Origin of the sequence: Enterobacter cloacae complex sp. IR53030, from assembly GCF_049238365.1 — a bacterium.
Taxonomy (GTDB): Bacteria; Pseudomonadota; Gammaproteobacteria; order Enterobacterales; family Enterobacteriaceae; genus Enterobacter; species Enterobacter kobei.
Map to the genome: position 1 here is coordinate 80489 of NZ_JBMKHA010000006.1, position 24672 is coordinate 105160.

Genomic DNA, 24672 nt, shown 5'->3' on the forward strand with positions numbered 1-24672 from the left:
TCTTTTTAGCCGTGATGATAGCCGCCCCCCAGCGCCGACGTCAGTTGCAGCGTGGCGTCGATATACTGTCCTTTCAGCATGACCGTCTCAAGGTGTTCTTTAAGCGCCGGGATTCTGGCTTCGCTGACCCGCGACCCCGCAATGATACCTGCCCTAAAACGAGCCTGCGCCAGCGCCACGACACGTGCCGCGTCTTTTTCGACCTGCTGCTGGTGACGGTTTTTTGCCGACAGGGTTTCGACTTCGCTGGCCGTACGCGCCACCTGATTCACCGCCTCCACCACCGCTTTGTTGTAGTTCGCGACAGAGAGGTTATTCTGCGCCTGGGCACTATCCAGATTAGCATTCAGCCTGCCGCTGTCGAAAATCGGCAGGGTCAAACCGGCGGTCACGCCCATCTGCTGAGCGGAAGAGCGGAACAGATCGCTGAGGTGCAGGGCATCCTGCTGTAAGAAGGCCATAAGATTCACGTCAGGATAGAACGCGGCTCTGGCGGCCTCCACCTCGCTCAGGGAGGCTTCGATATACCAGTGCGCCTCCTGAAGATCCGGGCGGCGCGCCAGCAGTTCATATCCCAGCGTTGAAGGGAGCGAGGCTTCTGTCGCAGGCAACGCATGGCGCGTAAGCGCTATGGCCGATGTACCGGTCAACGCAGTCAGTCGCGCCTCAATGGCCTTCATTTTGCCCTTCACGTCCGCTAACTGTTCATCCGTTTTGCTGGCATAAATATCGGTTTCGACGCCCTCCACCGAGGAGGTAATACCGTGCTGATACAGTTCGCGATCGGCATCGATAATATTTTTCTGCTCCTGCTTAATTTGGGAAAGGACATCTCCGGCAGCAGCCTGGGTCTGCCACGCCCAGTAAAGGCGCGAAACGCTGCTGGCAAGCAGCTGGCGAGTCTGCTCCAGCTCCGCTTTTTGCGCATTCACTTTACCGATACGCGCGGCAATCCGGGCGCGATTTTTCCCCCAGAGATCCAAATCCCACCCCGCCGTGAGGCCAAAAGTGCCATTGGTGTACCATGGGCCGGTCGTTCCCGCTGCCGGATCGGTCAGCGCGAACGGGCCCATCAGGCCTTCTGCCGACATTTTCTGCCGTTCAACATCCGCAGAAAAATCCAGTTGTGGGCCATCGGCAGCAATAGCGGCCTTCGCCTGTGCTTCCGCGAGCGTAATACGTTGCCGGGCAATTTGCATATCCGGGGCATCCGCTATCGCTTTCGCAATAAGCGCATTTAGCTGCGGGTCGTTATACTCTTTCCACCATTCGTTTTTCGGCCAGTCCGCATGGTTAAGTCGGGTATTTACAGAAGCAGCTGTCGCCTGCGTTTTTATTGGCGCTACCGTGGAATGTTCCGGTGCGCACGCAGCCAGCATAAAAACAAGGGGAGCACTCAGAGATAAAATAGGAAAACGTTTCATTACGCCATGCACTCAAAAAATAAAGGCGCAACTTACGCTTGATGACTTTCCGTTTTTTAGTAACGCGTGGCAATCCGCAAATTGTTATACATTTACATAATCAGCAAAATATTCACCGAGTGAATTATTTAAATTTAAATATTACCGCTAGTTATTTTGACTGAATGACCCGCGCAATTTCAGCCGACGTCTGGAGCGTGCGGATCGCCTGAAATAACCCCAGCGCTTCGCTGTATTCTTTACGTAAATAGCTCAGCCACTGCTTGATCCGCGCGACGTGATACAAACCGGTATCACCCTGCTTTTCCAGACGGCTGTATTTTTGCAGCAGCGTCACCACGTCAGCCCACGGCATACGCGGTTCGTTATATTTCACGACGCGACTGAGGTTGGGCACGTTCAGCGCACCGCGGCCAATCATCACCGCATTGCAGCCCGTCTCTTTCAGGCATGCCTGCGCGCTTTCGTAATCCCAGATTTCGCCGTTAGCGATCACCGGAATAGTGAGCCGCTTGCGGATCTCGCCAATCGCCTGCCAGTTAATCCGCTCAGCTTTATAACCATCTTCCTTGGTGCGGCCATGCACCACCAGCTCGGTGGCCCCAGCCTGCTGCACCGCATCGGCAATTTCAAACTGCTTATCTCCGCTGTCCCAGCCCAGACGAACTTTCACGGTGACCGGCAGATGCGAGGGTACCGCCTCGCGCATGGCTTTTGCACCGCGATAAATCAGCTCAGGATCCTTGAGTAGCGTTGCCCCGCCGCCGCTGCCGTTGACCAGCTTTGACGGACAGCCACAGTTGAGATCGACGCCATACGAACCCAGCGCCACGGCCCTGGCGGCGTTTTCCGCCAGCCATTCAGGATACTGGCCTAACAGCTGGATCCGCACCAGCGTACCGGAAGGGGTCCGGCTCTGGCGGTGCAGTTCAGGACAGAGACGGTAGAATGACTTTTCTGGCAGCAACATATCGACCACGCGCAAAAACTCCGTCACGCAGAGATCGTAATCGTTCACCTCGGTAAGCAGCTCGCGCACAAGAGAGTCGAGCACGCCTTCCATCGGGGCCAGTAAAACACGCATTCTGAGTACCTGTGAAAAAAGACGCGCTATAGTAGCTGCTCTGTATGTATGTGGAAAGCCCGGCGTTCCATTCCGGAATGTCTGGTATGCTCAAAATTCATGATGTGATCCGTGGCACATTTTCAGGTTTAATTGTATGATGAATGCGTTTCATCAAGGACTATCACCATGAGCAAATCATTGAACATTATCTGGCAATATCTGCGCGCATTCGTCCTGATTTACGCCTGCCTGTATGCCGGGATTTTTATCGCGTCGCTGCTGCCTATCACCATTCCTGGCAGCATTATCGGCATGCTGATCCTCTTTGTTTTACTGGCGATGCAAATTCTGCCCGCAAAGTGGGTTAACCCCGGCTGTTTCGTCCTCATCCGCTATATGGCGCTGCTTTTCGTGCCCATCGGCGTCGGGGTCATGCAGTATTTTGATTTGCTTAAAGCCCAGTTCGGCCCGATTGTGGTCTCCTGCGCGGTTAGCACGCTGGTGGTTTTCCTTGTTGTGAGCTGGAGTTCACATCTGGTACATGGCGAACGTAACGTCATCGGGGAGAAAACAAAAAAATGATGGCTAATATCTGGTGGTCTCTGCCGTTAACCCTGCTGGTCTTTTTCGCCGCGCGTAAACTTGCCGCACGTTTCAAAATGCCGCTGCTCAACCCCCTGCTGGTGGCGATGGTGGTAATTATTCCTTTCCTGCTGCTCACCGGCATCCCTTACGAACGTTACTTTGCCGGCAGCAAAATTTTAAACGACCTGTTGCAACCCGCCGTTGTGGCCCTCGCCTTTCCTTTATATGAGCAGCTGCACCAGATCCGCGCCCGCTGGAAATCCATCATTACTATCTGTTTTGTGGGCAGCCTGGTGGCGATGATCACCGGCACGTCGGTGGCGCTATTGATGGGCGCTTCGCCACAAATTGCGGCCTCTATTCTGCCTAAATCGGTGACCACACCTATCGCAATGGCGGTAGGCGGCAGCCTCGGCGGGATCCCGGCCATCAGCGCGATGTGCGTCATTTTCGTCGGTATTCTCGGCGCGGTGTTTGGTCACACCCTCCTGAACGCGATGCGGATCCATACTAAAGCGGCGCGGGGATTGTCGATGGGTACCGCCTCGCACGCCCTGGGTACCGCCCGCTGCGCGGAGCTGGACTATCAGGAAGGGGCTTTTAGCTCCCTGGCGCTGGTGATATGCGGGATTATCACCTCCCTGCTCGCCCCGTTCATTTTCCCGTTGATACTGGCGGTGATGGGCTAAAATTTGCGATGCGTCGCGCAAATTTCATTTTGATTTCATAAGTTGCATACATAATGAGAAGTGGATCACATATAAAGCCCCAGCGGCTCCGTAAACTACCGATCCATTAACCTTTATGAGGCAAACGCCATGCACCCACGTTTTCAAGCTGCCTTCGCTCAGCTTGCAGAGAATTTGCAATCAGCCCTTGCTCCCGTCCTGGCAGATGCACATTTCCCCGCCCTGCTGACGGCAGAGCAGGTCACCATGCTGAAACAAGCAGCGGGACTGGACGAAGACGCGCTGGCTTTCGCACTGCTGCCCCTGGCTGCCGCCTGCGCGCGTGCCGATCTCTCCCACTTCAACGTCGGCGCTATTGCGCGCGGCGTCAGCGGAACCTGGTACTTCGGTGGAAACATGGAGTTCCTGGGCGCAACCATGCAGCAAACCGTTCATGCGGAGCAGAGCGCTATCAGTCACGCCTGGTTGCGCGGTGAAAAGGCCTTGAGCGCCATCACCGTGAACTACACGCCGTGCGGCCACTGCCGTCAGTTTATGAACGAGCTGAACAGCGGGCTGCAACTGCGCATCAACCTGCCGGGACGTGCGCCACATACGCTGGGCGATTACCTGCCGGATGCCTTCGGCCCGAAAGATCTGGACATTAAAACGCTGCTGATGGACGAGCAGGATCATGGTTTCGCCCTGTCCGGCGATGACCTGAGCGAAGCGGCCATTCGTGCGGCTAACAAGAGCCACACTCCGTACAGTAACGCCCCAAGCGGCGTGGCGCTGCAGTGCCGCGATGGCCGTATCTTCACCGGCAGCTATGCGGAAAACGCCGCGTTTAACCCAACGCTGCCGCCGCTGCAGGGTGCGCTCAACCTGCTGAGCCTGAACGGCTACGACTACCCCGACATTCAGCGCGCAATTCTGGCCGAAAAGGCCGATGCGCCACTGATTCAGTGGGATGCCACCGCTGCGACGCTCAAGGCGTTAGGCTGCACGACGATCGACCGCGTACTGCTGGCATAAATCCTTCCGGCGGACTGAAATGTCCGCCACATTGCTGAAAAACCCCTCAGTTGAGTCGCTGTTTCTTGCGCTAACCAGACGGGTAAAGTAGCCTGAGTGAACTTTCATCCACGAACGAGCCATCTCCATGTTAAAGCGCGTTTTTTACAGCCTGTCTGTCCTGGTCGGCATACTGCTGTTGATCGTGCTGGGTCTCGACCGCTGGATGAGCTGGAAAACCGCCCCTTACATCTTTGATGACCTGCAGGACCTGCCCTATCGCCAGGTGGGCGTGGTACTCGGCACCGCCAAGTATTACCGCACCGGGGTGATCAACCAGTATTATCGTTACCGAATTCAGGGCGCGCTGAACGCTTACAACAGCGGCAAGGTGAACTATCTGCTGTTAAGCGGTGATAACGCGCTGCAAAGCTATAACGAACCGGTGACGATGCGTAAGGACCTGATTGCCGCAGGCGTGGATCCTGCCGACATCGTGCTCGACTACGCAGGCTTCCGCACCCTCGACTCCATCGTGCGCACCCGCAAAGTGTTCGACACCAACGACTTCATCATCATCACCCAGCGTTTCCACTGCGAGCGCGCGCTGTTTATTGCGCTGCATATGGGTATTCAGGCGCAGTGCTACGCGGTGCCGTCGCCTAAAGATATGCTGAGCGTGCGCGTGCGCGAATTTGGCGCGCGCTTTGGCGCGCTGGCGGACCTCTACATTTTCAAACGTGAACCGCGCTTTTTAGGCCCGCTGGTGCCGATTCCGGCGATGCATGAAGTACCGGAAGACGCGCAGGGTTACCCGGCTGTGACGCCGGAGCAGCTGCTTGATCTGCAGAAGAAAAAATAAATTTGCACAATGAGTAATATATTACTCATTAACCTCTCAAAAAATGGATAATGTGAGGTATAAGTGGCATTACTTACCTTAATCACGATCAATGAGTAATATTTTACTCATTGAACGGTTATGGAGGTGAGATGGAAACGTTAACTGTACAGGCGTATCTACATGAAGTATGGACGGATATTGCTCTCATCACATTTCCCGGTAGTGAAAACAACGACTGGAACACCACGCAATTAAACTATCGCACTGAGTATGCGATTAATTTTCTGGATTATGATGATTTACACGCCGTCACGCTGAATCACCCCGTATCACTTTTTTTTAATGACCACGGAAATCCAGGCTGGCTGCGATTCATCGACGATATCATTCCCGCCGGCGCCAGTCGTCGCTACTGGATAAATGCGCTTGGTATCAGTGAATTACCACTCAGCCAGCAAAATTTTTTATTGCTAAAATTTGGCACAATGTCCCCTGTTGGGAATTTACGCATTAAAGAATCCGTACCGGAATGGAATGAATTCGCAAGCGCTAAAACGTTTACGGTTACGGACGTCATCGAGCGGGCAGCCGACTTTCTGGATTATGCCCAGGAAAGAGGCGCCGCGGCAGGTGGCGCAACCGGAGCTGGCGGAGTGGATTCCCCCTTCGACGTTGCTTAACGCCCTGCATGAGACAGCCGTTCAACTCGTCGACCTACCGGAAAGATTGGCGGCGCGCGGTGTTCCAAAACAGATACTGGAAATGCCTGCAATCGGTTTTCGCTTTATTCCAGACAAACTTTCCCGCTGGGGCTTATTATGAAAATACCTGATAAGACAGAGTCAGAGTTTCTGCAAACATTAGCCCGTATACGCAGTGCAAATGGAAGGAGACATCATGACGACGCAGAGGATCCTGACAAGTTAACGCAGGTAAACAGGCAACGCGTTTCACCAAGCTTAACACGCGTCGATACACGCGATCGTCAGGATCTCTTGCACGCAGCCATTCGGGACATATTGTTGGGTAAAATCACGCAAGGAGAAGCACTGAGAAAACTCAGGGTCGAGGTGTTGGGGCTAAAACAGGATGAATATGCAAAATTAGTCAGCGTATCCCGAAAAACATTGTCAGATGTAGAAAATAACAGAGGCAACTATTCCGCTGACATCATTAACAAAATCTTTAAACCCTTCGGGCTTCAAACCGGGCTGGTGCCCATTTCAAAATCGCTGATAGCCTCACTTTTCTCATAAAAAAACCCGCATCGCTGCGGGTTTTTCATTGTTGAGCTTACTTCTTACGTGCGTACTTCAGTGAATCCAGCGCAACGGCGAAGATAATAATCGCGCCTTTAATGATGTACTGCCAGTACGGGTTCACGCCGATGTAGGTCAGGCCGTAGTTGATCACGGTGAAGATGATCACACCGGTGACCACACCGAGTACGGTACCCACGCCGCCGCTGAAGGAGACGCCGCCGACCACACAGGCTGCAATCGCATCCAGTTCGTACATAAAGCCGAGGTTGTTGGTTGCAGAACCGATACGACCCGCTTCCAGCATCCCACCGAAGGCGTAGAACACCCCGGAGAGGGCATAGATCATCAGCAGGTTCAGGGCCACGTTGACGCCGGAAACTTTCGCCGCTTCCGGGTTACCGCCGATAGCAAAGATGTTTTTACCAAAGCGCGTTTTGTTCCACAGGATCCAGACGAACGCCACCGCGATCAGCGCATAGAAGGTGATATACGACAGGCGGAAACTGCCCAGCGCGATAAACCCTTGCGTGAAGGTTGAGAAGCCGCTGTCAAAGCCCGAGATAGGAGACGCGCCCACGAAGTCGTAGTAGAGGGAGTTGATACCGTAAACGATGATCATCGTACCCAGCGTGGTGATAAATGGCGTCACGTTCAGGTAAGCGATGATGATACCGTTGATCAGACCAATCACCGCGCCGATGGCACAGACAATCAGGATCACCACGAAAATCGGCATGGTCGCCATTTCCGGGAAGACCTTGTTGGCGTTTTCCATCGACTGCAGCAGGGTTGCCGCAATAACCGCCGCCAGGCCGACCTGACGACCGGCAGAAAGGTCAGTACCCTGGGTGACGATAAGGCCCGCCACGCCCAGCGCAATGATAATACGCACGGAAGACTGGGTCAGAATGTTACTCAGGTTCAGCAGACTTAAGAACGTAGGGTCCTGGAAAATGATAATGGCCAGCAGGACTAAAAGAACAACGTAAATTCCGCCTTCTTTCAGGTAAGTGAGAAAACTTTTTTTATTTAACGCACTCATGAGGAGCCCCTGATCTTAAAGGTGCAAAGACGCAAGACGCAAAATTTCGTTTTGCGTTGTCGTTTTGGTGTCAACAATACCGGCAACGAGACCATTGCTCATAACCAGAATACGGTCTGTGATCCCTAACAGTTCCGGCATTTCGGAAGAAATAATAATGATCCCTTTATTCTTTTTCGCCAGCTCGGCAATCAGCTGATAAATTTCAAACTTCGCGCCGACGTCAATGCCACGGGTAGGTTCATCCAGCATCAGAATTTCTGGCTGGGTTAATAACCAACGTCCGATAATGACTTTTTGCTGGTTACCCCCCGAAAGCGAACCAATTTGCGTGCGGTGGCCAGGCGTTTTCACGCGCATGGAGTCAATCACCCACTGGGTATCGCTCTTCATGCGGGAGTTATCCAGCAGTCCGACTTTATTTTTGTAATTACGAATATTAGAAATTAACGAGTTAAAGTTAATATCCAGATAAGCATAAATACCCGTCGAACGACGTTCTTCCGTTACCAGCGCAAAACCGTTATTAATGGCTTCGTTGGCATTGTGGTTGTTAATTTTCTTTCCGTGCAGCGTAATGGTGCCCTGGGCCTTCTCACGGATACCAAACAAGGTTTCCACAATGTCGGTACGCTTTGCCCCCACCAGACCGGCAATCCCCAGGATTTCGCCTTTGTGCAGGTCGAAGGAGACATCGCGGATGGACGGCTGACGCAGCGAGGTGAGATTGCGCACTTCAAGAATCACTTCACCCGGCTTGTTCTCTTTGTCCGGGAAGCGCTGGTTAAGGGAGCGGCCAACCATCATGGCGATGATCTTGTCCATATCCAGCCCTTCAAGCGGCTGCGTGGCAATCCACTGGCCGTCGCGCAGGATGGTAATCTCATCGCACAGCTGGAAGATCTCTTCCATTTTGTGAGAGATGTAGACAATGCCGCAGCCGCGTTCTTTCAGCTTACGAATAATGGTAAAAAGGTGATTAACCTCTTTTTCCGTTAATGACGATGTCGGTTCGTCCATGATGACGATTTTCGCATCATAGGAGAACGCTTTGGCAATTTCGATCATCTGCATTTGTGAGACGGATAAGGTTCCCACGCGAGCGCGCGGATCGATATCAATATCCAGCTCATCAAAAATCGCTTTGGTGTCACGATACATTTTGTCCTGATCGACAAAGACACCTTTGGTTGGATAACGCCCCAACCACATGTTATCCATAACGGAACGTTGCAGTACCAGGTTTAATTCCTGGTGAACCATCGAGATACCGTTTTCCAGTGCTTCTTTCGCTGAATGGAAATCGATCTCTTTCCCCTGAAAAAGAATGCTGCCAGAATCTTTTTGATAGATCCCAAAAAGACATTTTAATAATGTTGATTTACCCGCACCGTTCTCCCCCATTAATGCATGAATAGAGTGAGGACGGACTTTTAAATTTACATTATCGAGTGCCTTAACACCGGGAAATGACTTGTTAATACCGTTCATTTCCAACAAGTATTCACCGGTTGACTGAGTAGTTGTGCTGACCATAATTATACCTTGTTGGCCTCGCATATCGCGTTATAAAAGGGCGCAACGAATTGCGCCCAGTGGAGACAGGTTAACTCACTTATTTACCGATAAACTCAGCCAGGTTGGACTGGTCTACGCCCACGTAAGGTACGCGAACGATTTTGTTGTCAATTTTCCAGCTGGTGCCATCTGCCGCGCCTTTACCGTCAGCGAGGTTTTTCGCCAGATCGAAGGTGGCTTTCGCCTGGTTATTGGCATCGTTCAGAACGGTACCGGCCATCGCGCCAGATTTAACCAGCGCCAGCGCTTCTGGCAGGGCATCCACACCGAATACCGGAATGGACGATTTATTGTGGGCTTTCAGCGCTTCTACCGCACCCATTGCCATCGCATCGTTGTTGGCGATAACCACTTCGATTTTGTTCGCGTTAGGGCCGGACAGCCAGGCATCCATCTTATCTTTCGCCTGGGCGGTATCCCACATCGCGGTATCTAATGCCAGCTGCTGGGTTTTCAGGCCCTTATCATTCAGCTCTTTGATAACGTAAGTCGTACGCGCTTCAGCATCCGGGTGACCAGGTTCGCCTTTCAGCAGAACGAACTGGATCTGACCGTCTTTGTTCAGGTCCCAGTTCGGGTTCGCTGCCCAGTGTTTCGCGATCAGATCGCCCTGAATAATGCCGGACTCTTTGGAGTCAGTACCGACGTAATACGCTTTGTCATAGCTATCCAGCGCTTTACGGGAAGGTTCTTTGTTGAAGAAGACGATTGGCACATTCTGGCCGCGCGCTTTTTCAATTACCGTGCCTGCAGCAGCAGGGTCAACCAGGTTGATCGCCAGGGCTTTCACGCCTTTCGCCAGCAGAACGTCGATCTGGTCGTTCTGTTTGGACTGGTCATTCTGGGAGTCATTCATCAGCAGCTGTACGTCTGGCGCTGCTTTCGCATCTTTCTCGATAGCTTTACGTACAACAGACATAAAGTTGTCGTCGTATTTATAAATCGTCACACCAATACGGGTATCTGCAGCGTGCGCTGCTGCACCAAAAAGCATGCTTGCCATTACAGCAGACAGGGTCAACACCTTCTTATTCATGGTATCTCCGGTTTTTTTTATGCAGGGTAGTTCTGGTGAATAACGAGCGGCAGGCAGATGTTAATAAAACGTTACTGACAGCCGACGTTCACTTATAAAATTTCTCTCTTCCGTGGTCGGTAACGCTCCAGAAATGCGTTTTATTCGTTGTTTGCGGCACATTGGCTACTGTTAAAGTGAATAATCACCGTTACATAGCGTTTCAGCTGCTAAAACGCTGACATCATAGTCAGCGCCTTGTTAAGATACTGTGAATTTACTCACAGATTGAAAACGGTTACATCACCTCATGTAATCAGTTAGTGATCGGAGCCACAATTTGCCGCGACGCGACGGAATGTCGACGCACCAGGGTTGGCATGAAGCAATGGGTCGCCCCAGGATCCAGCAGCCCTGCGGCTCCCTGTAACGCCAGTTCAGTAGCCAGTTTTGCCATAGAAGCAATGGGATAGCGCACCGTAGTCAGCTGCGGGTCGGTGTAACGGGCGATCGGAATGTCGTCAAAGCCAATCAACGACAAATGCTGCGGCACCGCAATGCCGTTATCTTTCAGTGCCGTCAACGCGCCTGCTGCCATGCTGTCGTTATACGCAAACACCGCAGAAAGCTGCAGATTGCGGCCCAACAACTCCACCATTGCCGCCTCACCGCCCTGCATGTCAGGCGTACCAGTGCCGATCCAGCTCTCTGATGCGGTAATGCCGTGTTCTTTCAGGGCGTTTTGCCAGCCCTCACGCCGGTACGCGTCATCTTCAATTTGATGGCTGGAGGCAAGATAACCGATCCGCTGATGGCCGTTATTGATAAGCATTTTGGTGGCCATCATGGCGCCGCTGACGTTATCCAGCCCAACACAGCGGTGGGCATAGCCCGGCACAATCCGGTTAATCAGCACCATGCCCGGTATCTGTTCCATAAACCCGGCAAGCTCTTCATCACTTAAGGCTTTGGAGTGAACAATCAGGGCGTTACAGCGCTGGCGAATCAGTACTTCGATGGCATGACGCTCTTTCTCCGCCTCATGATAGCTGTTGCCAATCAGCACATATTTTTGATGCTGCTGGGCAACCACATCGACCGCTTTCACCAGCGCACCGAAAAAGGCGTCTGAGACATCCATCACCACCACGCCGATGGTATCGCTGACCTGCGTGGCAAGCGCCTGCGCGTTGGCATTTGGCCGGTACCCGAGCTGGGTCACGGCTTTCATTACGGTTTCACGGGTTTCAGGGCTCACCAGCGCACTGTTGTTCAGTACGCGGGAGACGGTAGCCACAGAAACGCCCGCCAGACGGGCGACATCACGAATGGTGATCATATTCACCATCCTTCAAAGGATTGCAGCAACTCACAGACACCCCCTGTGTTTAGCAAGGTGGCTATTTTGGCAGCGAGAGAAAAGGGACTACGTGAAGAAGCTCACAGTCATGAAAACGCTTACATCCGTTTTGTTAATGATTGTGATCCAGATCGTTATCTGGATGTATTACTCAATGATACCCCTGAAGCATGTGCGGTTAACTGACGCCACACCCACTCCAGCGGCCCCTGACGGAAATAACGCAGCCAGATAACGGAAAACGCCAGATTAACCGCCCAGATCGGAATAACAAACGCCAGCAGCCCGAGGCGGTCGAATTTCATAAACAGGCCAAAGCGATAGAAAATCGTGGTGCATATCAACGTTTGCAGGAGGTAATTGCTTAACGCCATGCGCCCGACGCAGGCGACTGCGCTGACAAGCCACAGGCGAGAAAGCTGCGGCCAGAAGCCATATATTAGCGCCGCGTAGCCGATGGTCTGGAATGGCGCGCTCAGTTCACGCGGTACCTGGAGCAGGAAAGCGCACCAGCGATAATCCCAGTGAATGTGCCACTGTGTCATCACCGCCGGGAGGTTTATCAGCACGCCGAGCAGAACCAGCCCCGCCCCGGTGCGACGATAATGACGCAGGCTGAACTCCCCTTTCAGCCACCCGGTGCGCATCAATGACGCCCCCATCAGCATCATCCCTGCCAGCTGCCAGCCGTATTGCGCCCCCAGCGCAAGAAGGTTATCCCCCAGCATATCCGCCCGGTTGCTAATGGCTTCCGTACCGCCTTTTAGCTTCCAGAACTGCTCGTACTGGAGGTTTGCAGCATCCGGGATCCAGGAACGGTTGGTCGCTTCGCCAGAGATCATCCCCAGCAGCAGCAGCACCCCAAGCCCCATGAGATAGAGCATCACGCCGGTGTTAAACAGGCTTTTCACGCTGTGCGCATCACGAATGAGACGCCAGCAGATAAGCCCGACTAACCCATACGCGAGAAGAATATCGCCGTCCCAGAAGAACAGACCGTGGATAAAACCGAGTATCACCAGCAGGGTTAAGCGCGACTGGATCCAGCGGGTGCCGCGTTTAAGCAGAAGCTGTAGTCCTGCGCCAAACAGCAGGGCAAAGAGCGTGAGGAATTTAACCTGGGCAAACAGATCAAGGATTGCCCAGGTCCAGGCATCGCTTCGGGTGATATCGCCGTACCAGGCGGGATTGAGATAAGCGGCCTTCGGCAGACCGAAGGCGCTGATATTCAGCAGCAGGATACCCAGTATGGCGACGCCGCGAACAAAATCGAGCGTGACGTTTCGCTCCATGGTCCCTGCCCTGTGAGATTAGTTGTGGTGACGCACGGCGCGCAGGAACTCCTGGCGGGTGTTCTGGCTCGATTTAAACAGACCGCCCAGCGAAGTGGTGGTGGTTGCACTGGTCGCATCACGTACGCCGCGGGCTTTCACGCAGTAGTGAACGGCATCGATGGAGACCGCCACGTTATTGGTGCCCAGCAGCGTTTGCAGGGCAATCAGGATCTGCTGCGTCAGACGCTCCTGAACCTGAGGACGCTGCGCGAAGAACTGCACAATACGGTTGATCTTCGACAGACCAATCACCGTATCTTTCGGGATGTAAGCCACGGTCGCTTTACCGTCGATAGTGACGAAGTGATGTTCGCAGGTGCTGGTCAGCGTGATATCACGTACCGTGACCATCTCGTCCACCTTCATCTTATTCTCGATAACGGTAATTTTCGGGAAGTTGGCGTAATCCAGGCCAGAGAAAATTTCGTCGACGTACATTTTCGCGATGCGCTTAGGCGTCTCCATCAGACTGTCATCGCTCAGATCGAGATTCAGCAGTTGCATGATCTCGGTCATATGCCCGGAAATCAGACTTTTACGGGTTTCATTGTCCATATCCTCAACGGGCGGACGCAATGGCGTTTCGAGACCGCGCGCAAGCAGGGCTTCATGGACCAGGGCAGCTTCTTTACTGAGTGATGACATTTTCTTCTCCTGCAGGTGTGGCGTCTTTCGCCCTCGTTGTGGCAAAAGTATGCGCTCATTGTGCGTGAGGCGACGCACATAATCCAGTATTCACGACGATAATTATTGCAATTGCTGTTGCCTTTCAGCGTGACGATTCCAGACCAGCGCGCCGCCGATGAACAACGCGACGCCCGCCAGCCCCAGCGCAGGCTCCAGCCGGTGGGTTAGCCAGGTCGATAACGCCGACGTCACCGGGCCAATCAACTGCCCGATGGCATACCCGGTGGTGAGCAGTCCCGCCATATAACGCGTGTGGTTCGGTGCCAGCTCTCGGCCGTATAAAAGAGAGAGCTGCACGGCGCAAAGGAACCCACCACCTACCAGCAGCCCGCCCGTCAGCAAACCGCCGATGCCCGGCAGCAGCCAGGCCGCCAGGACACCCGCGCCCTGAAGCCACAGCACGATAGCCAGCCTGCGGTTAGCCGTGGAGATATGTCGCAAGGCAATGCTGAGCGCAATCCCCACCACAGCGGCGAGACCAAAAATCGGCCAGACAAACTGAGCAAACAGGCTGCCGGGAAAGCGCACGGCGGCCATTTGCGATAAAAAGGTCGCCGGAAGGATATAGCCAAATCCCGCCAGGCTGTAGCTCCAGACCAGGCGCTTTAAATCCGCGGTCAGCCGCAGCGGCTCAGGCGCAGTCCCCGGGCGATGAAGCTGTCCCGCACGCGGCAGATAGCGTGCCACCAGCGTAATCAACACGAGCGCCAGCACGCCGTAGATCTGCCACGCCGCACCGGCCGAAAGGGATTTCGCCTGAATATAGACCGCGAGCAGGCCGCTCAGGGCGATACCCGCGCCGGGGCCGGCGAACACCGCAGCACTGAGCCCCGGTTTACCCAGTTGCCCCAGCCGCTCGTTGGTCCAGGCGGCAATGAGTACCATTGACCAGCCACTCATGCAGCCGATCGCAAAGCGCAGCAGGCCATGTACGACGGCGTTATCCGCCGCCGCGGAGAGCAGCGTCAACGCAACCGCACCCGTAATGCCGAGCCAGAGCCGCGTTTCAACAAAGCGGTGCGCGCGCATGGCATCCCATGCTCCCACCAGATAGCCAAGATAATTCATCGCCGCCACCAGGCCTGCGCTGGTGAGCGTGAGTTGCCCGGCGGCAATCATCAGCGGTACCTGAGGCGTAAAGGCAAAGCGCCCTATCCCCATCGCCACCACCAGAACGACAAACCCACTAAGCGCGATACGCAGCGCCATGACCGCTCCAATTGTTAAAGAAAAGTAAATTTATGATGCAACATCTTGCCGTTCCGCGAAAGTGAAAGTTGCTCACAGGTAAATGAAAACGCTGTATTATGATGCCAATGAATAGCTATTCTCATTAAGGAGCCTTGCATGGAACTGCTCGAAGAGCACCGTTGTTTTGAAGGTCGACAGCAGCGCTGGCGGCACGACTCCACCACGCTGAACTGCGCCATGACGTTCAGTATTTTCCTGCCTCCGGCAGAGAATCCGCCTGTTCTGTTCTGGCTTTCTGGCCTGACCTGCAACGACGAAAACTTCACAACCAAAGCCGGTGCGCAGCGTATTGCGGCCGAGCTGGGTATCGCGCTGGTGATGCCCGATACCAGCCCCCGTGGGGACGATGTGGCGGATGATGCAGGATACGACCTGGGTAAAGGCGCCGGGTTTTACCTGAATGCGACCGAGCAGCCGTGGGCGAGTCATTATCGTATGTATGACTACATCCGTGACGAGCTGCCTGCGCTGATTCAGGCCGAATTCGCGGTAAACGATCGCTGCGCCATCAGCGGACATTCCATGGGCGGACACGGGGCGCTAATCATGGCGCTGAAAAACCCCGGGAAATATACCAGCGTCTCTGCGTTCGCGCCGATTGTTAACCCAACGCAGGTACCGTGGGGACAAAAAGCCTTCACCCACTATCTGGGCAAAGATGAAACGAAATGGCAGGAATGGGACAGCTGTGCGCTGATGCTGGCGAGCGACTCAGCGAATGCGATCCCGATGCTTGTCGATCAGGGCGATGCGGATCAGTTCCTCGCCGGGCAACTCCAGCCCGCCGTTTTAGCTGAAGCGGCACGCCAGAAGGACTGGCCGCTCACGCTGCGCATTCAGCCAGGATATGACCACAGCTATTACTTTATGGCCTCCTTTATTGAGGATCATCTCCGCTTCCACGCGGCGCATTTGTTCGCGTAATTTTCGCTATTTGCCCGATAGCCTCTCGCCTGTCGGGCTTTTCCCCTTATTGACATAATCCTATCCGCTTGAAACCAGGCTATTTTCTTGCCAACACATCAAACACAAATGATTTCAATTATCATTTGTGTTTACAATTATTCATTCTTTTGTACAATTTCAGACTCTTCTCCATCACAAAGAGTTCTTACAAGACAAATACATACAGTTCTCAGGGTTATCCCGATGGAGTTTTTTTCTTTTTATATGGAATGTACAAATGACAATACCACGCGTTAAATTGCTGGCCGCCGCCATTGGCGCCGCCACACTTTCCTCCTTCGTTCACGCAGCCGATCAGGACACCGTTGTCGTCACTGCGACGGGTTTTGAACAAAAAATCCAGAATGCCCCCGCCTCCATCTCGGTGATTTCAAAACAGCAGATTGAAGATAAAGCCTACCGTGATGTCACCGATGCCCTGAAAGACGTCCCGGGCGTCGTCGTTACTGGCGGCGGGAGCAGCAGTGATATCAGTATTCGCGGCATGGCGTCGCAGTACACGCTGTTCCTGGTGAACGGCAAACGCGTGAGTACGCGCAGTACCCGCCCAAACAGCGACAACTCGGGCATTGAACAAGGCTGGCTGCCGCCGCTGGAGTCCATTGAGCGTATCGAGGTTATCCGTGGCCCGATGTCCTCACTTTACGGTTCTGATGCTATGGGTGGAGTCATCAACGTCATTACCAAAAAAGTGTCGAACACCAAGGCCTGGACAGGTTCGTTGCATGGCGATGCAACCTTCCAGGAAAACAATGATTCCGGTGATATCTTTCAGACCAACGCCTACGCTTCAGGTCCCCTGATTGACGGGCTGCTTGGCGCAAAAGTGACGGGGCTTTTGTCACGCCGCGCAGAAGATAAGATTGTAAACGGGTATAACGAGCAGAAAATGCGTAACGGCGGTATTACGTTGAATTTCACGCCGGACGAGCAAAATGATTTCGACCTCGACTTTGCCCGTGAACTTCAGGACAGAAACAGCACGCCGGGGATGTCGAAAGCGACGGAAACCTGCCGTGGAACGACCTGTACGCCAAATACCAAAAGCGAAACCCGCTATGAACATACCACCTACTCATTAACCCACAGCGGTTATTACGACGACTTCAATACCACCAGCTATATCCAACAGGAAGAGACGAATAATCCGGATCGTGAAATGCGCTCGTACAACACCACCTTCAACAACCAGAACCAGATCTTCCTCGCCGATCATACCCTGACTCTCGGCGGGCAATATCGCTATGAGAAACTGCGCGACAACGGCAATCAGCTGGAGGCTGCCGATGGCCTGAACAAACTGACACGCTGGAGTTGGGCACTGTTTGCCGAAGATGAATGGGCAATGACGGAAAGCTTTACGTTAACCGGCGGCCTGCGCATGGACAAAGACCAAAACTATGGTACTAACTGGACGCCACGTGGTTACGGTGTATGGCACCTCGCCGAGCAGTGGACATTGAAAGGCGGGGTTTCTGCGGGCTACCGTGCACCGGACCTGCGTCAGTCGTCTGCCAGCTGGGGGCAGGTAACGGGTGGTGGCCGTCTTGACGGTATCATCGTTGGCAACCCGGACCTGAAACCAGAGAAGAGTCTGAGTGAAGAGATCGCCCTGATCTGGGATAATAACGACAATCTTAATGCCGGTGTGACGCTGTTCAATACCGACTTCAAAGACAAAATTACTGAAGTTCGCCGCTGTAACAGCAGTTCCGATCCCGCCTGTACGATTGGCGATCACAGCTATGATTTCGTGAGCGATCGCGTCAACGTGGACAAAGCCAACATGCGCGGCGTGGAGTCTACCTTCGGCTGGAAAATCACGCGCGATGTGAACTGGACTGCCAACTACACTTATACGGAATCCGAGCAGAAGAGCGGCCAGTTCTCCGGTAAGCCGTTGAACAAAATGCCAAAACATATGTTCAATACCACCCTGGACTGGCAGGCGACACCAGACGTCGGCTTCTGGAGTCGTCTGAACCTGCGCGGTAAAACGTCTGAGTATCTGAGCCGTACATCAATGTCCCAGGGTACACCGTCCTATACCCAGGTGGATGTGGGTCTGCGCTACAACGCGAACAAAAACCTGCTTGTGACTGCCGGTGTGTATAACGTGCTCGATAAGCAAATTGATTACGATACGTATGACACCGTGCTTGATGGGCGTCGTTATACCGTTGGCATGACTTACAGCTTCTAACCGCCCCATAAAAAAGCCCGCTCGAATGAGCGGGCTGAAAGAGAGGAATTGCGGTTATTGTTTAAATCGTTCCGGGAATTCCATTTCACTGTAGCGAACGAAGTGTGTTCCTTTCGTCAGTTTGTAACCAAACCAGATGATCAGGAACAGCGGAATACCAATGTAGGTTGCCGTGACGGCGCCCCAGTCGATAGTATCCGCGAGGAACGCTTCATAGTTCTGGCCCAGCGTAATAATCAGACACAGAATGAAGGCGAAAATTGGCCCCAGCGGGAAGAACCCTGAGCGATACGGCAGGTCGTTCAGATCATGACCTTGCATTACGTAACCGCGACGGAAGCGATAGTGGCTGATGGCAATGCCCAGCCAGGCGATAAAGCCCGTCATCCCGGAGGTGTTAAGCAGCCACAGGTAAACCGTCTGGTTGCCGAACATGGAGGTCAGGAAGCACAGACCGGCAATCACCGTGGTGGCGTACAGAGCGTTACGTGGCACACCACCGCGAGACAGTTTAGCGAAGATGCGTGGCGCTTTACCGTCGCAGGCCAGGGTGTAAAGCATACGGGTGGACGCGTACATACCGGAGTTACCCGCAGACAGCACTGCCGTCAGGATCACCGCATTCATTACCGCCGCCGCAGAGAGCAGTCCCGCGTGCTGGAAGACCAGAGTGAACGGGCTGACGCTGATGTCTTTCACATCGTTACGCAGCAGGCTTGGATCGGTATACGGAATGATCAGGCTGATAATCAGGATCGCGAACACGTAGAACAGCAGGATACGCCAGAAGACCTGACGCACCGCGCGAGGAATGTTCTTCTCCGGGTTTTCAGATTCACCGGCCGCAATACCAATCAGCTCAGTGCCCTGGAAAGAGAAGCCGACAATCATCGCCACGCCAATCATGGCCGAGAACCCACCGGCAAACGGCGCATCGCCTATTGTCCAGTTGCTCCAGCCCGCAGGCTCTGCCCCTTTGAAAATACCAACGATCATCGCCACACCGACGACGATAAAGATGATGACGGTTGCCACTTTGATCAAAGAGAACCAGTATTCCGCTTCACCAAACCCGCGTACGGAGATGTAGTTCAGCAGGAAAATGACGACCAGGAACAACGCGCTCCAGATCCAGCCCGGCGTGTCCGGGAACCACCAGGTCATCACCAGCTGTGCGGCGACGAGGTCAACGGCGATGGTAACAGCCCAGTTGTACCAATAGTTCCAGCCCAGCGCGAAGCCGAAGCCTTCTTCCACGTATTTTTGTCCGTAGGTCGAAAACGAACCGGATACCGGCATGTATGCCGCCAGTTCACCCAGGCTGGTCATCAGGAAGTAGACCATCAGGCCAATCAGGATATAAGAGAATAATGCCCCACCCGGGCCAGCTGCCGAAATCGTTGCGCCAGAGGCAACGAAAAGACCTGTACCGATGGATCCGCCAATGGCGATCATCGTCAGGTGACGCGCCTTGAGTTCACGACGTAGCGTGGGCGCTTCTGTGGTTTTAGTTTCTGAAACCATGTGAAAATGCTGTCCATTCAATAAATGAGGCGCGATTGTAGCAGACGATCGGCGTTCCTTCCGGCAGAAATACTCAGTTATAAGAGAGCTTCATGACGCGGCCAGGATTATAAGTAAAGCATCATTTTTCCCTCCCCCTTTTGGGGAGAGGGCCAGGATGAGGGGCAATTTCACATCTCGCAATAGCGCAGAAAACGCTGCAGCGAACTGGAAAGGTGTTTCTGACGATGATGGATGCACCACAGCGTGCGCACCAGTTTCGGCAATGGAACAGGAATTTCCACCAGCGATCCCGTCTCAAGCTGTTCCGCAATCACGCGTCGGGAAAGGCAGCTGATACCCAGTCCATGACGCACCGCATGCTTAATCGCCTCCGAGTTCCCCAGCTCCATTCCCAACTGGAAATGCGGCAAATGAGACAGCAGCAGGTAATCGACAATTTCACGCGTGCCGGAACCCTGCTCGCGCAGGATCCACTGAGCCTGCGCCAGGCGCTCCAGCGTCACCTCGCCCTGTAATAAAGAAGAGGCCGGGGAGGCAAACACTACCAGCTCGTCTTCCAGCCAGGGCTCGGCGATGATATCGACGTTGTGGCACGGACCTTCAATGAGACCGATATCCACGCGAAAATCGATCACCGCGTTGATGACGTCCTGGCTGTTACCCACGCTCATCTCCAGCGGCAACGAGGGAAAATCCCGTCGATAGCGGGCAATCACTTCCGGCAGGATGTAGTTACCGATGGTACTGCTGGCAAAAACGCGGATCGCGCCGTTGTCTTCACGGAACAGCTGTTCAATTTCGATAGCCTGCTCCAGCAGAGCCAGCGCGCGCGGGTAAAGCAGGCGGCCATGCTCATTGACCACCAGACGCTTCCCTACCCTGTCGAAAAGCTGAACGCCTAACTGTCCTTCAAGATCGGTCAACGCCGCGCTAACGGCAGACTGAGAGAGCGCCAGCATTTGTGACGCCTGAGTCGTAGAGCCGCTCTTCAGCACTTCGGCAAACACTTCCAGCTGACGCAATGTAATGTGCATGGTCACTTACCACTTATATAGATTGATTATAAGTATATAATCAATTTTATTTTTAAGCCAGATCGCCGTAACCTTTAGCCAGACAAAGGAGAAGGTTATGTCAGAATTCACCTTACAACATCATCGTACAGTGTGGCACTTCGTGCCGGGTCTCGCGCTCAGCGCCGTCGTCACCGGTGTGGCCTTATGGGGCGGCAGTATACCGGCAGTGGCCGGTGCCGGGTTTAGTGCCTTAACGCTGGCTATTTTGCTCGGCATGGTGGTCGGGAATACCGTCTACCCGCACATCTGGAAATCCTGCGACGGGGGCGTCATTTTCGCCAAACAACATTTATTACGTCTGGGCATTATTCTTTACGGCTTCCGCCTGACCTTTTCGCAGATTGAGGATGTCGGCGTGAGCGGGATTGCCATTGATGTCCTGACCCTTTCGAGCACCTTTATGCTGGCGTGCTTTATCGGCCAGAAGGTGTTTGGCCTGGACAAGCAGACCAGCTGGTTAATTGGCGCAGGCAGCAGCATTTGCGGTGCGGCAGCGGTACTGGCAACGGAACCGGTCGTTAAAGCTGAAGCCAGTAAAGTGACGGTGGCCGTCGCGACGGTGGTTATCTTCGGTACGCTGGCAATCTTCCTTTATCCGGCTATGTATCCGCTGGTGGCGCACTGGTTTAGCCCGGAAACCTACGGCATCTATATCGGTTCGACGATGCACGAGGTGGCGCAGGTGGTCGCAGCAGGTCACGCCATCAATCCGGAAGCGGAAAATGCCGCGGTCATCGCCAAAATGCTGCGCGTCATGATGCTGGCCCCGTTCCTGATTTTCCTGGCCGCGCGGGTTAAGCAACTGGCTCCGGCAGGTGGCAGCGAGAAAAGCAAAATCACCATTCCGTGGTTTGCGATCCTGTTCATCGTGGTCGCTATCTTTAACTCGTTCCACCTGCTGCCAAAAGCGGTCGTGGATATGCTGGTGACGCTGGATACGGTGCTGCTGGCCATGGCGATGGCGGCTCTGGGTGTGACCACGCACGTCAGCGCCCTGAAAAAAGCCGGCGCAAAACCGCTGCTGATGGCGCTGGTGCTCTTTATCTGGCTGATTGTGGGCGGCGGCGCGATTAACCTCGCCGTACACAGCCTGATGGCATAAACCCTCTCGTCGTTCTCCTGTTAACCCGTTATGATAAGCGTTTCGGGTTAACAGGAGTCTATTTATGAAATATGTTGGAGCGCACGTCAGCGCTGCAGGTGGCCTTGCAAACGCCGCCATTCGCGCCGCCGAAATCGAAGCAACCGCTTTCGCCCTGTTCACCAAAAATCAGCGCCAGTGGCGCGCCGCACCGCTCACCACCGACGTGATTGATGATTTCAAAGCCGCCTGTGAAAAATACCACTACGGGCCGGGCCAGATCCTTCCCCACGACAGCTATCTGATTAACCTCGGTCATCCGGTTCAGGAAGCGCTGGATAAATCCCGCGAGGCGTTCCTTGATGAAGTGCAGCGCTGTGAACAGTTGGGGTTGACGCTGCTGAACTTCCATCCGGGTAGCCATCTGATGCAGATCGACGAAGACGCCTGTCTGGCGCGTATTGCTGAGTCCATCAACATCACCCTGGAGAAAACCAACGGCGTGACCGCGGTGATCGAAAACACCGCCGGTCAGGGCAGCAATCTCGGTTTTAAGTTCGAACATCTGGCGGCGATCATCGACGGCGTGGAAGATAAATCCCGCGTGGGCGTGTGCATTGATACCTGTCACGCGTTTGCGGCTGGTTACGATCTGCGTACAACCGAGGCAACGAAAAACACGTTCGATGAGTTTGAGCGCATCGTGGGTTTCAAGTACCTGCGCGGTATGCACCTCAACGATGCGAAAAGCGCCTTTGGTAGCCGGGTTGACCGCCACCACAGCCTGGGCGAAGGCAATATTGGTCACGATGCATTTCGCTTTATTATGCAGGATGCCCGTTTCGACGGTATCCCCATGGTGCTGGAAACCATCAATCCGGATATCTGGGCGGAAGAGATCGCGTGGCTCAAGGCACAGCAGACCGCTGAACAGGCGGCATAAAAAAAGCCGGGTTGCTTAGCACCCGGCTTTTTTGTTGCTTATCGCTTACGCTGCTTTTGCAACCCCTTCCGCTTCCGGACGTTTCAGCACCGCGTAAGAGAGACCCGCCACCAGCGTACCGGCAATGATTGCCAGCAGGTAACCCAATACCGGGGTGATTGCGCCAGGGATCAGCAGGACGAACAGACCACCATGTGGTGCCATCAGCTTCGCGCCAATCGCCATGGAGATGGCCCCCGTCACCGCACCGCCCACGATACAGCATGGCAGCACACGCATTGGATCACGCGCCGCGAACGGGATTGCACCTTCGGTGATGAAGCACAGACCCAGCACCAGCGCCGCTTTACCGCCTTCCTGCTGCGCTTTGTCGAACTTACGACGGGCGATAATGGTCGCCAGGCCGAGCGCCAGAGGTGGCACCATACCGGCCGCCATGATCGCCGCCATCGGCGCGTAGGTCTGGGTACTCAGCAGGCCAACGCCAAACGCGTATGCCGCTTTGTTCACCGGACCGCCCATATCGGTACACATCATACCGCCGAGGATTGCGCCCAGCAGAACCGCGTTCGCCGTACCCATGGTTTGCAGCCAGTGGGTCAGACCCGTCAGGATGCCCGCTACCGGTTTACCGATGAGGTAAATCATCGCCAGACCCACCACCAGGCTGGAAATCAGCGGGATGATGAGAATCGGTTTCAGCGCTTCCATACTCTGCGGCAGCTTCAGCTTCGAGCTGATCAGCTTCGCGACGTAACCGGCCAGGAAACCGGCAATGATACCGCCGATAAAGCCGGAACCGGTGCTGACAGCCAGCATACCGCCGATAAGACCCGGCGTCAGGCCAGGACGGTCAGCGATGGAGAAAGCGATAAAGCCTGCCAGAACCGGCACCATCAGCGCGAACGCTGACCCCCCGCCGATCTGCATCAGCGCAGCCGCAAGCGTACCTTCTTCTTTAAATGCTGTAATACCAAACGCAAACGACAGCGCGATACACAGACCACCCGCCACCACCATCGGCAGCATGTAAGACACACCCGTCAGCAGGTGACGGTAGGCCCCCGCAGACTCTTTCTTCCCTTCGGTGGCGGTTTTAGCCGCACCGGTAGCCTGGTAAGGTTTGGCTTCCGCCAGCGCTTTATCAAATTCCTGAGCGGTCTTTTTCAGCGCCAGGCCGGTTGAGGTGCGGTACATCGGCTTACCGGCAAACTTCGCCAGATCGACTTCGATATCGGCCGCCACAATCACCAGATCGGCTTCCGCCACTTCTTCCGGGGTGATGGCGTTACCGGCACCCACGGAGCCACGGGTTTCGACTTTTACCCACCAGCCGCGTTTTTTCGCTTCGGTTTCAATGGCTTCAGCCGCCATAAAGGTATGCGCTACCCCAGTTGGACACGCCGTTACCGCCACGATGCGTTTCGGCCCGGTGGCCGCAGCCGCGGTCGGTGCTGTCGCGACAGGTGCGCTGTAAACCGACGCGTGGCCTTTCGCTTCACTCAGGAACAGTTCTGGATGTGCCACCGCGCGATTAATGTCGCCCAGCCACACTTTTTTGCCGTTCAGCGCACTGTCCGCAGGGATTTTATCACCCAGAACAATCGCCAGTTCAGCATCACCCGGGTTATCAATGATGTCCAGGTGTGCTTTTTGTGCCGCCGCGCCCAGCAGGGTCTTCGCCATATAGGCGCGAGCCTGTCCGAGACCGGAGTCAATGATCAGCAGCGTTTTCATTATTCCTCT

The 24672-nt window shown here is 54.3% G+C and carries 22 protein-coding genes; 10 read left to right on the forward strand and 12 right to left on the reverse strand.

The features are described 5' to 3' along the window. Positions 1-5 precede the first annotated feature (5 nt). Together mdtQ and dusC are read right to left on the reverse strand one after the other, a co-directional pair. Complete coding sequence (mdtQ, locus tag ACOTXR_RS08270; RefSeq protein ID WP_058691083.1) at positions 6-1424, reverse strand: multidrug resistance outer membrane protein MdtQ; 1419 nt, start codon at positions 1422-1424, stop codon at positions 6-8. 151 nt (positions 1425-1575) lie between these two features. After that, positions 1576-2508: a tRNA dihydrouridine(16) synthase DusC gene (dusC, locus tag ACOTXR_RS08275; protein WP_023330920.1), complete on the reverse strand. Its 933-nt coding sequence runs from the start codon at positions 2506-2508 to the stop codon at positions 1576-1578. Positions 2509-2676: 168 nt separating this feature from the next. Here dusC and ACOTXR_RS08280 point away from each other — a divergent pair, with 168 nt between their 5' ends. The 6 genes from ACOTXR_RS08280 to ACOTXR_RS08305 all read left to right on the forward strand — a co-directional run bounded on the left by ACOTXR_RS08280 (position 2677) and on the right by ACOTXR_RS08305 (position 6857). Next, on the forward strand, positions 2677-3072 hold the full coding sequence (locus ACOTXR_RS08280; RefSeq protein WP_058691084.1) for a CidA/LrgA family protein: 396 nt from the start codon (positions 2677-2679) through the stop codon (positions 3070-3072). After that, complete coding sequence (locus tag ACOTXR_RS08285; protein ID WP_014884559.1) at positions 3069-3764, forward strand: CidB/LrgB family autolysis modulator; 696 nt, start codon at positions 3069-3071, stop codon at positions 3762-3764. The genes ACOTXR_RS08280 and ACOTXR_RS08285 overlap by 4 nt, the downstream gene beginning before the upstream one ends. Before the next feature lie 129 nt (positions 3765-3893). Further along, on the forward strand, positions 3894-4778 hold the full coding sequence (cdd, locus tag ACOTXR_RS08290) for a cytidine deaminase (RefSeq protein ID WP_014884560.1): 885 nt from the start codon (positions 3894-3896) through the stop codon (positions 4776-4778). A gap of 127 nt (positions 4779-4905) precedes the next feature. Further along, positions 4906-5619 carry an outer membrane permeability protein SanA gene (sanA, locus tag ACOTXR_RS08295; RefSeq protein ID WP_032636024.1) on the forward strand — a complete coding sequence of 238 codons (714 nt, stop codon included), beginning with the start codon at positions 4906-4908 and terminating at the stop codon, positions 5617-5619. A 131-nt stretch (positions 5620-5750) separates the two neighbouring features. Next, positions 5751-6281, forward strand: coding sequence for a hypothetical protein (locus tag ACOTXR_RS08300; protein ID WP_058691085.1), 531 nt, complete (start codon positions 5751-5753; stop codon positions 6279-6281). Between the two features lie 138 nt (positions 6282-6419). Continuing rightward, positions 6420-6857, forward strand: a complete 438-nt coding sequence (locus ACOTXR_RS08305; protein ID WP_058691086.1) for a helix-turn-helix transcriptional regulator — start codon at positions 6420-6422, stop codon at positions 6855-6857. Between the two features lie 37 nt (positions 6858-6894). On the opposite strand, the gene mglC is transcribed toward ACOTXR_RS08305, so the two are convergent. The 7 genes from mglC to ACOTXR_RS08340 all read right to left on the reverse strand — a co-directional run bounded on the left by mglC (position 6895) and on the right by ACOTXR_RS08340 (position 15088). Next, on the reverse strand, positions 6895-7905 hold the full coding sequence (gene mglC, locus ACOTXR_RS08310) for a galactose/methyl galactoside ABC transporter permease MglC (RefSeq protein ID WP_013097952.1): 1011 nt from the start codon (positions 7903-7905) through the stop codon (positions 6895-6897). 15 nt (positions 7906-7920) lie between these two features. Continuing rightward, positions 7921-9441 carry a galactose/methyl galactoside ABC transporter ATP-binding protein MglA gene (gene mglA, locus ACOTXR_RS08315; protein ID WP_014884563.1) on the reverse strand — a complete coding sequence of 507 codons (1521 nt, stop codon included), beginning with the start codon at positions 9439-9441 and terminating at the stop codon, positions 7921-7923. A 79-nt stretch (positions 9442-9520) separates the two neighbouring features. After that, the gene (mglB, locus tag ACOTXR_RS08320; RefSeq protein ID WP_014884564.1) at positions 9521-10519 is read right to left on the reverse strand and encodes a galactose/glucose ABC transporter substrate-binding protein MglB; all 999 of its coding nucleotides are present in this window, start codon (positions 10517-10519) and stop codon (positions 9521-9523) included. A 295-nt stretch (positions 10520-10814) separates the two neighbouring features. Beyond that, positions 10815-11837: an HTH-type transcriptional regulator GalS gene (gene galS / locus ACOTXR_RS08325; RefSeq protein WP_014884565.1), complete on the reverse strand. Its 1023-nt coding sequence runs from the start codon at positions 11835-11837 to the stop codon at positions 10815-10817. Positions 11838-11992: 155 nt separating this feature from the next. Beyond that, on the reverse strand, positions 11993-13150 hold the full coding sequence (gene yeiB / locus ACOTXR_RS08330; protein WP_023338540.1) for a DUF418 domain-containing protein YeiB: 1158 nt from the start codon (positions 13148-13150) through the stop codon (positions 11993-11995). Positions 13151-13168: 18 nt separating this feature from the next. Next, positions 13169-13837 (reverse strand): GTP cyclohydrolase I FolE, encoded by a 669-nt coding sequence (folE, locus tag ACOTXR_RS08335; RefSeq protein ID WP_014884567.1) that lies wholly within the window; start codon positions 13835-13837, stop codon positions 13169-13171. A gap of 102 nt (positions 13838-13939) precedes the next feature. Then, positions 13940-15088, reverse strand: a complete 1149-nt coding sequence (locus ACOTXR_RS08340) for a YbfB/YjiJ family MFS transporter (RefSeq protein WP_050862526.1) — start codon at positions 15086-15088, stop codon at positions 13940-13942. 138 nt (positions 15089-15226) lie between these two features. Here ACOTXR_RS08340 and fghA point away from each other — a divergent pair, with 138 nt between their 5' ends. Next, a complete protein-coding gene (fghA, locus tag ACOTXR_RS08345; RefSeq protein WP_058691087.1) occupies positions 15227-16054 on the forward strand; it encodes an S-formylglutathione hydrolase in 828 nt (275 codons plus the stop codon). Positions 16055-16313: 259 nt separating this feature from the next. Further along, positions 16314-18299 (forward strand): ligand-gated channel protein, encoded by a 1986-nt coding sequence (locus ACOTXR_RS08350; RefSeq protein ID WP_078310354.1) that lies wholly within the window; start codon positions 16314-16316, stop codon positions 18297-18299. 54 nt (positions 18300-18353) lie between these two features. Here the strand turns inward: ACOTXR_RS08350 and lysP are convergent, their stop codons facing one another. Both lysP and yieE read right to left on the reverse strand, forming a co-directional pair. After that, positions 18354-19823, reverse strand: coding sequence for a lysine-specific permease (gene lysP, locus ACOTXR_RS08355; RefSeq protein WP_014884571.1), 1470 nt, complete (start codon positions 19821-19823; stop codon positions 18354-18356). Between the two features lie 170 nt (positions 19824-19993). Next, complete coding sequence (gene yieE / locus ACOTXR_RS08360) at positions 19994-20860, reverse strand: DNA-binding transcriptional regulator YeiE (RefSeq protein WP_014884572.1); 867 nt, start codon at positions 20858-20860, stop codon at positions 19994-19996. Positions 20861-20957: 97 nt separating this feature from the next. On the opposite strand from yieE, the gene ACOTXR_RS08365 reads away from it, so the two are divergent. Both ACOTXR_RS08365 and nfo read left to right on the forward strand, forming a co-directional pair. Further along, a complete protein-coding gene (locus tag ACOTXR_RS08365; RefSeq protein WP_058691088.1) occupies positions 20958-22004 on the forward strand; it encodes a YeiH family protein in 1047 nt (348 codons plus the stop codon). A gap of 64 nt (positions 22005-22068) precedes the next feature. Next, positions 22069-22926, forward strand: coding sequence for a deoxyribonuclease IV (gene nfo / locus ACOTXR_RS08370; RefSeq protein ID WP_014884574.1), 858 nt, complete (start codon positions 22069-22071; stop codon positions 22924-22926). A 45-nt stretch (positions 22927-22971) separates the two neighbouring features. On the opposite strand, the gene fruA is transcribed toward nfo, so the two are convergent. Further along, a complete protein-coding gene (gene fruA, locus ACOTXR_RS08375) occupies positions 22972-24663 on the reverse strand; it encodes a PTS fructose transporter subunit IIBC (RefSeq protein ID WP_014884575.1) in 1692 nt (563 codons plus the stop codon). Between the last annotated feature and the right edge of the window lie 9 nt (positions 24664-24672).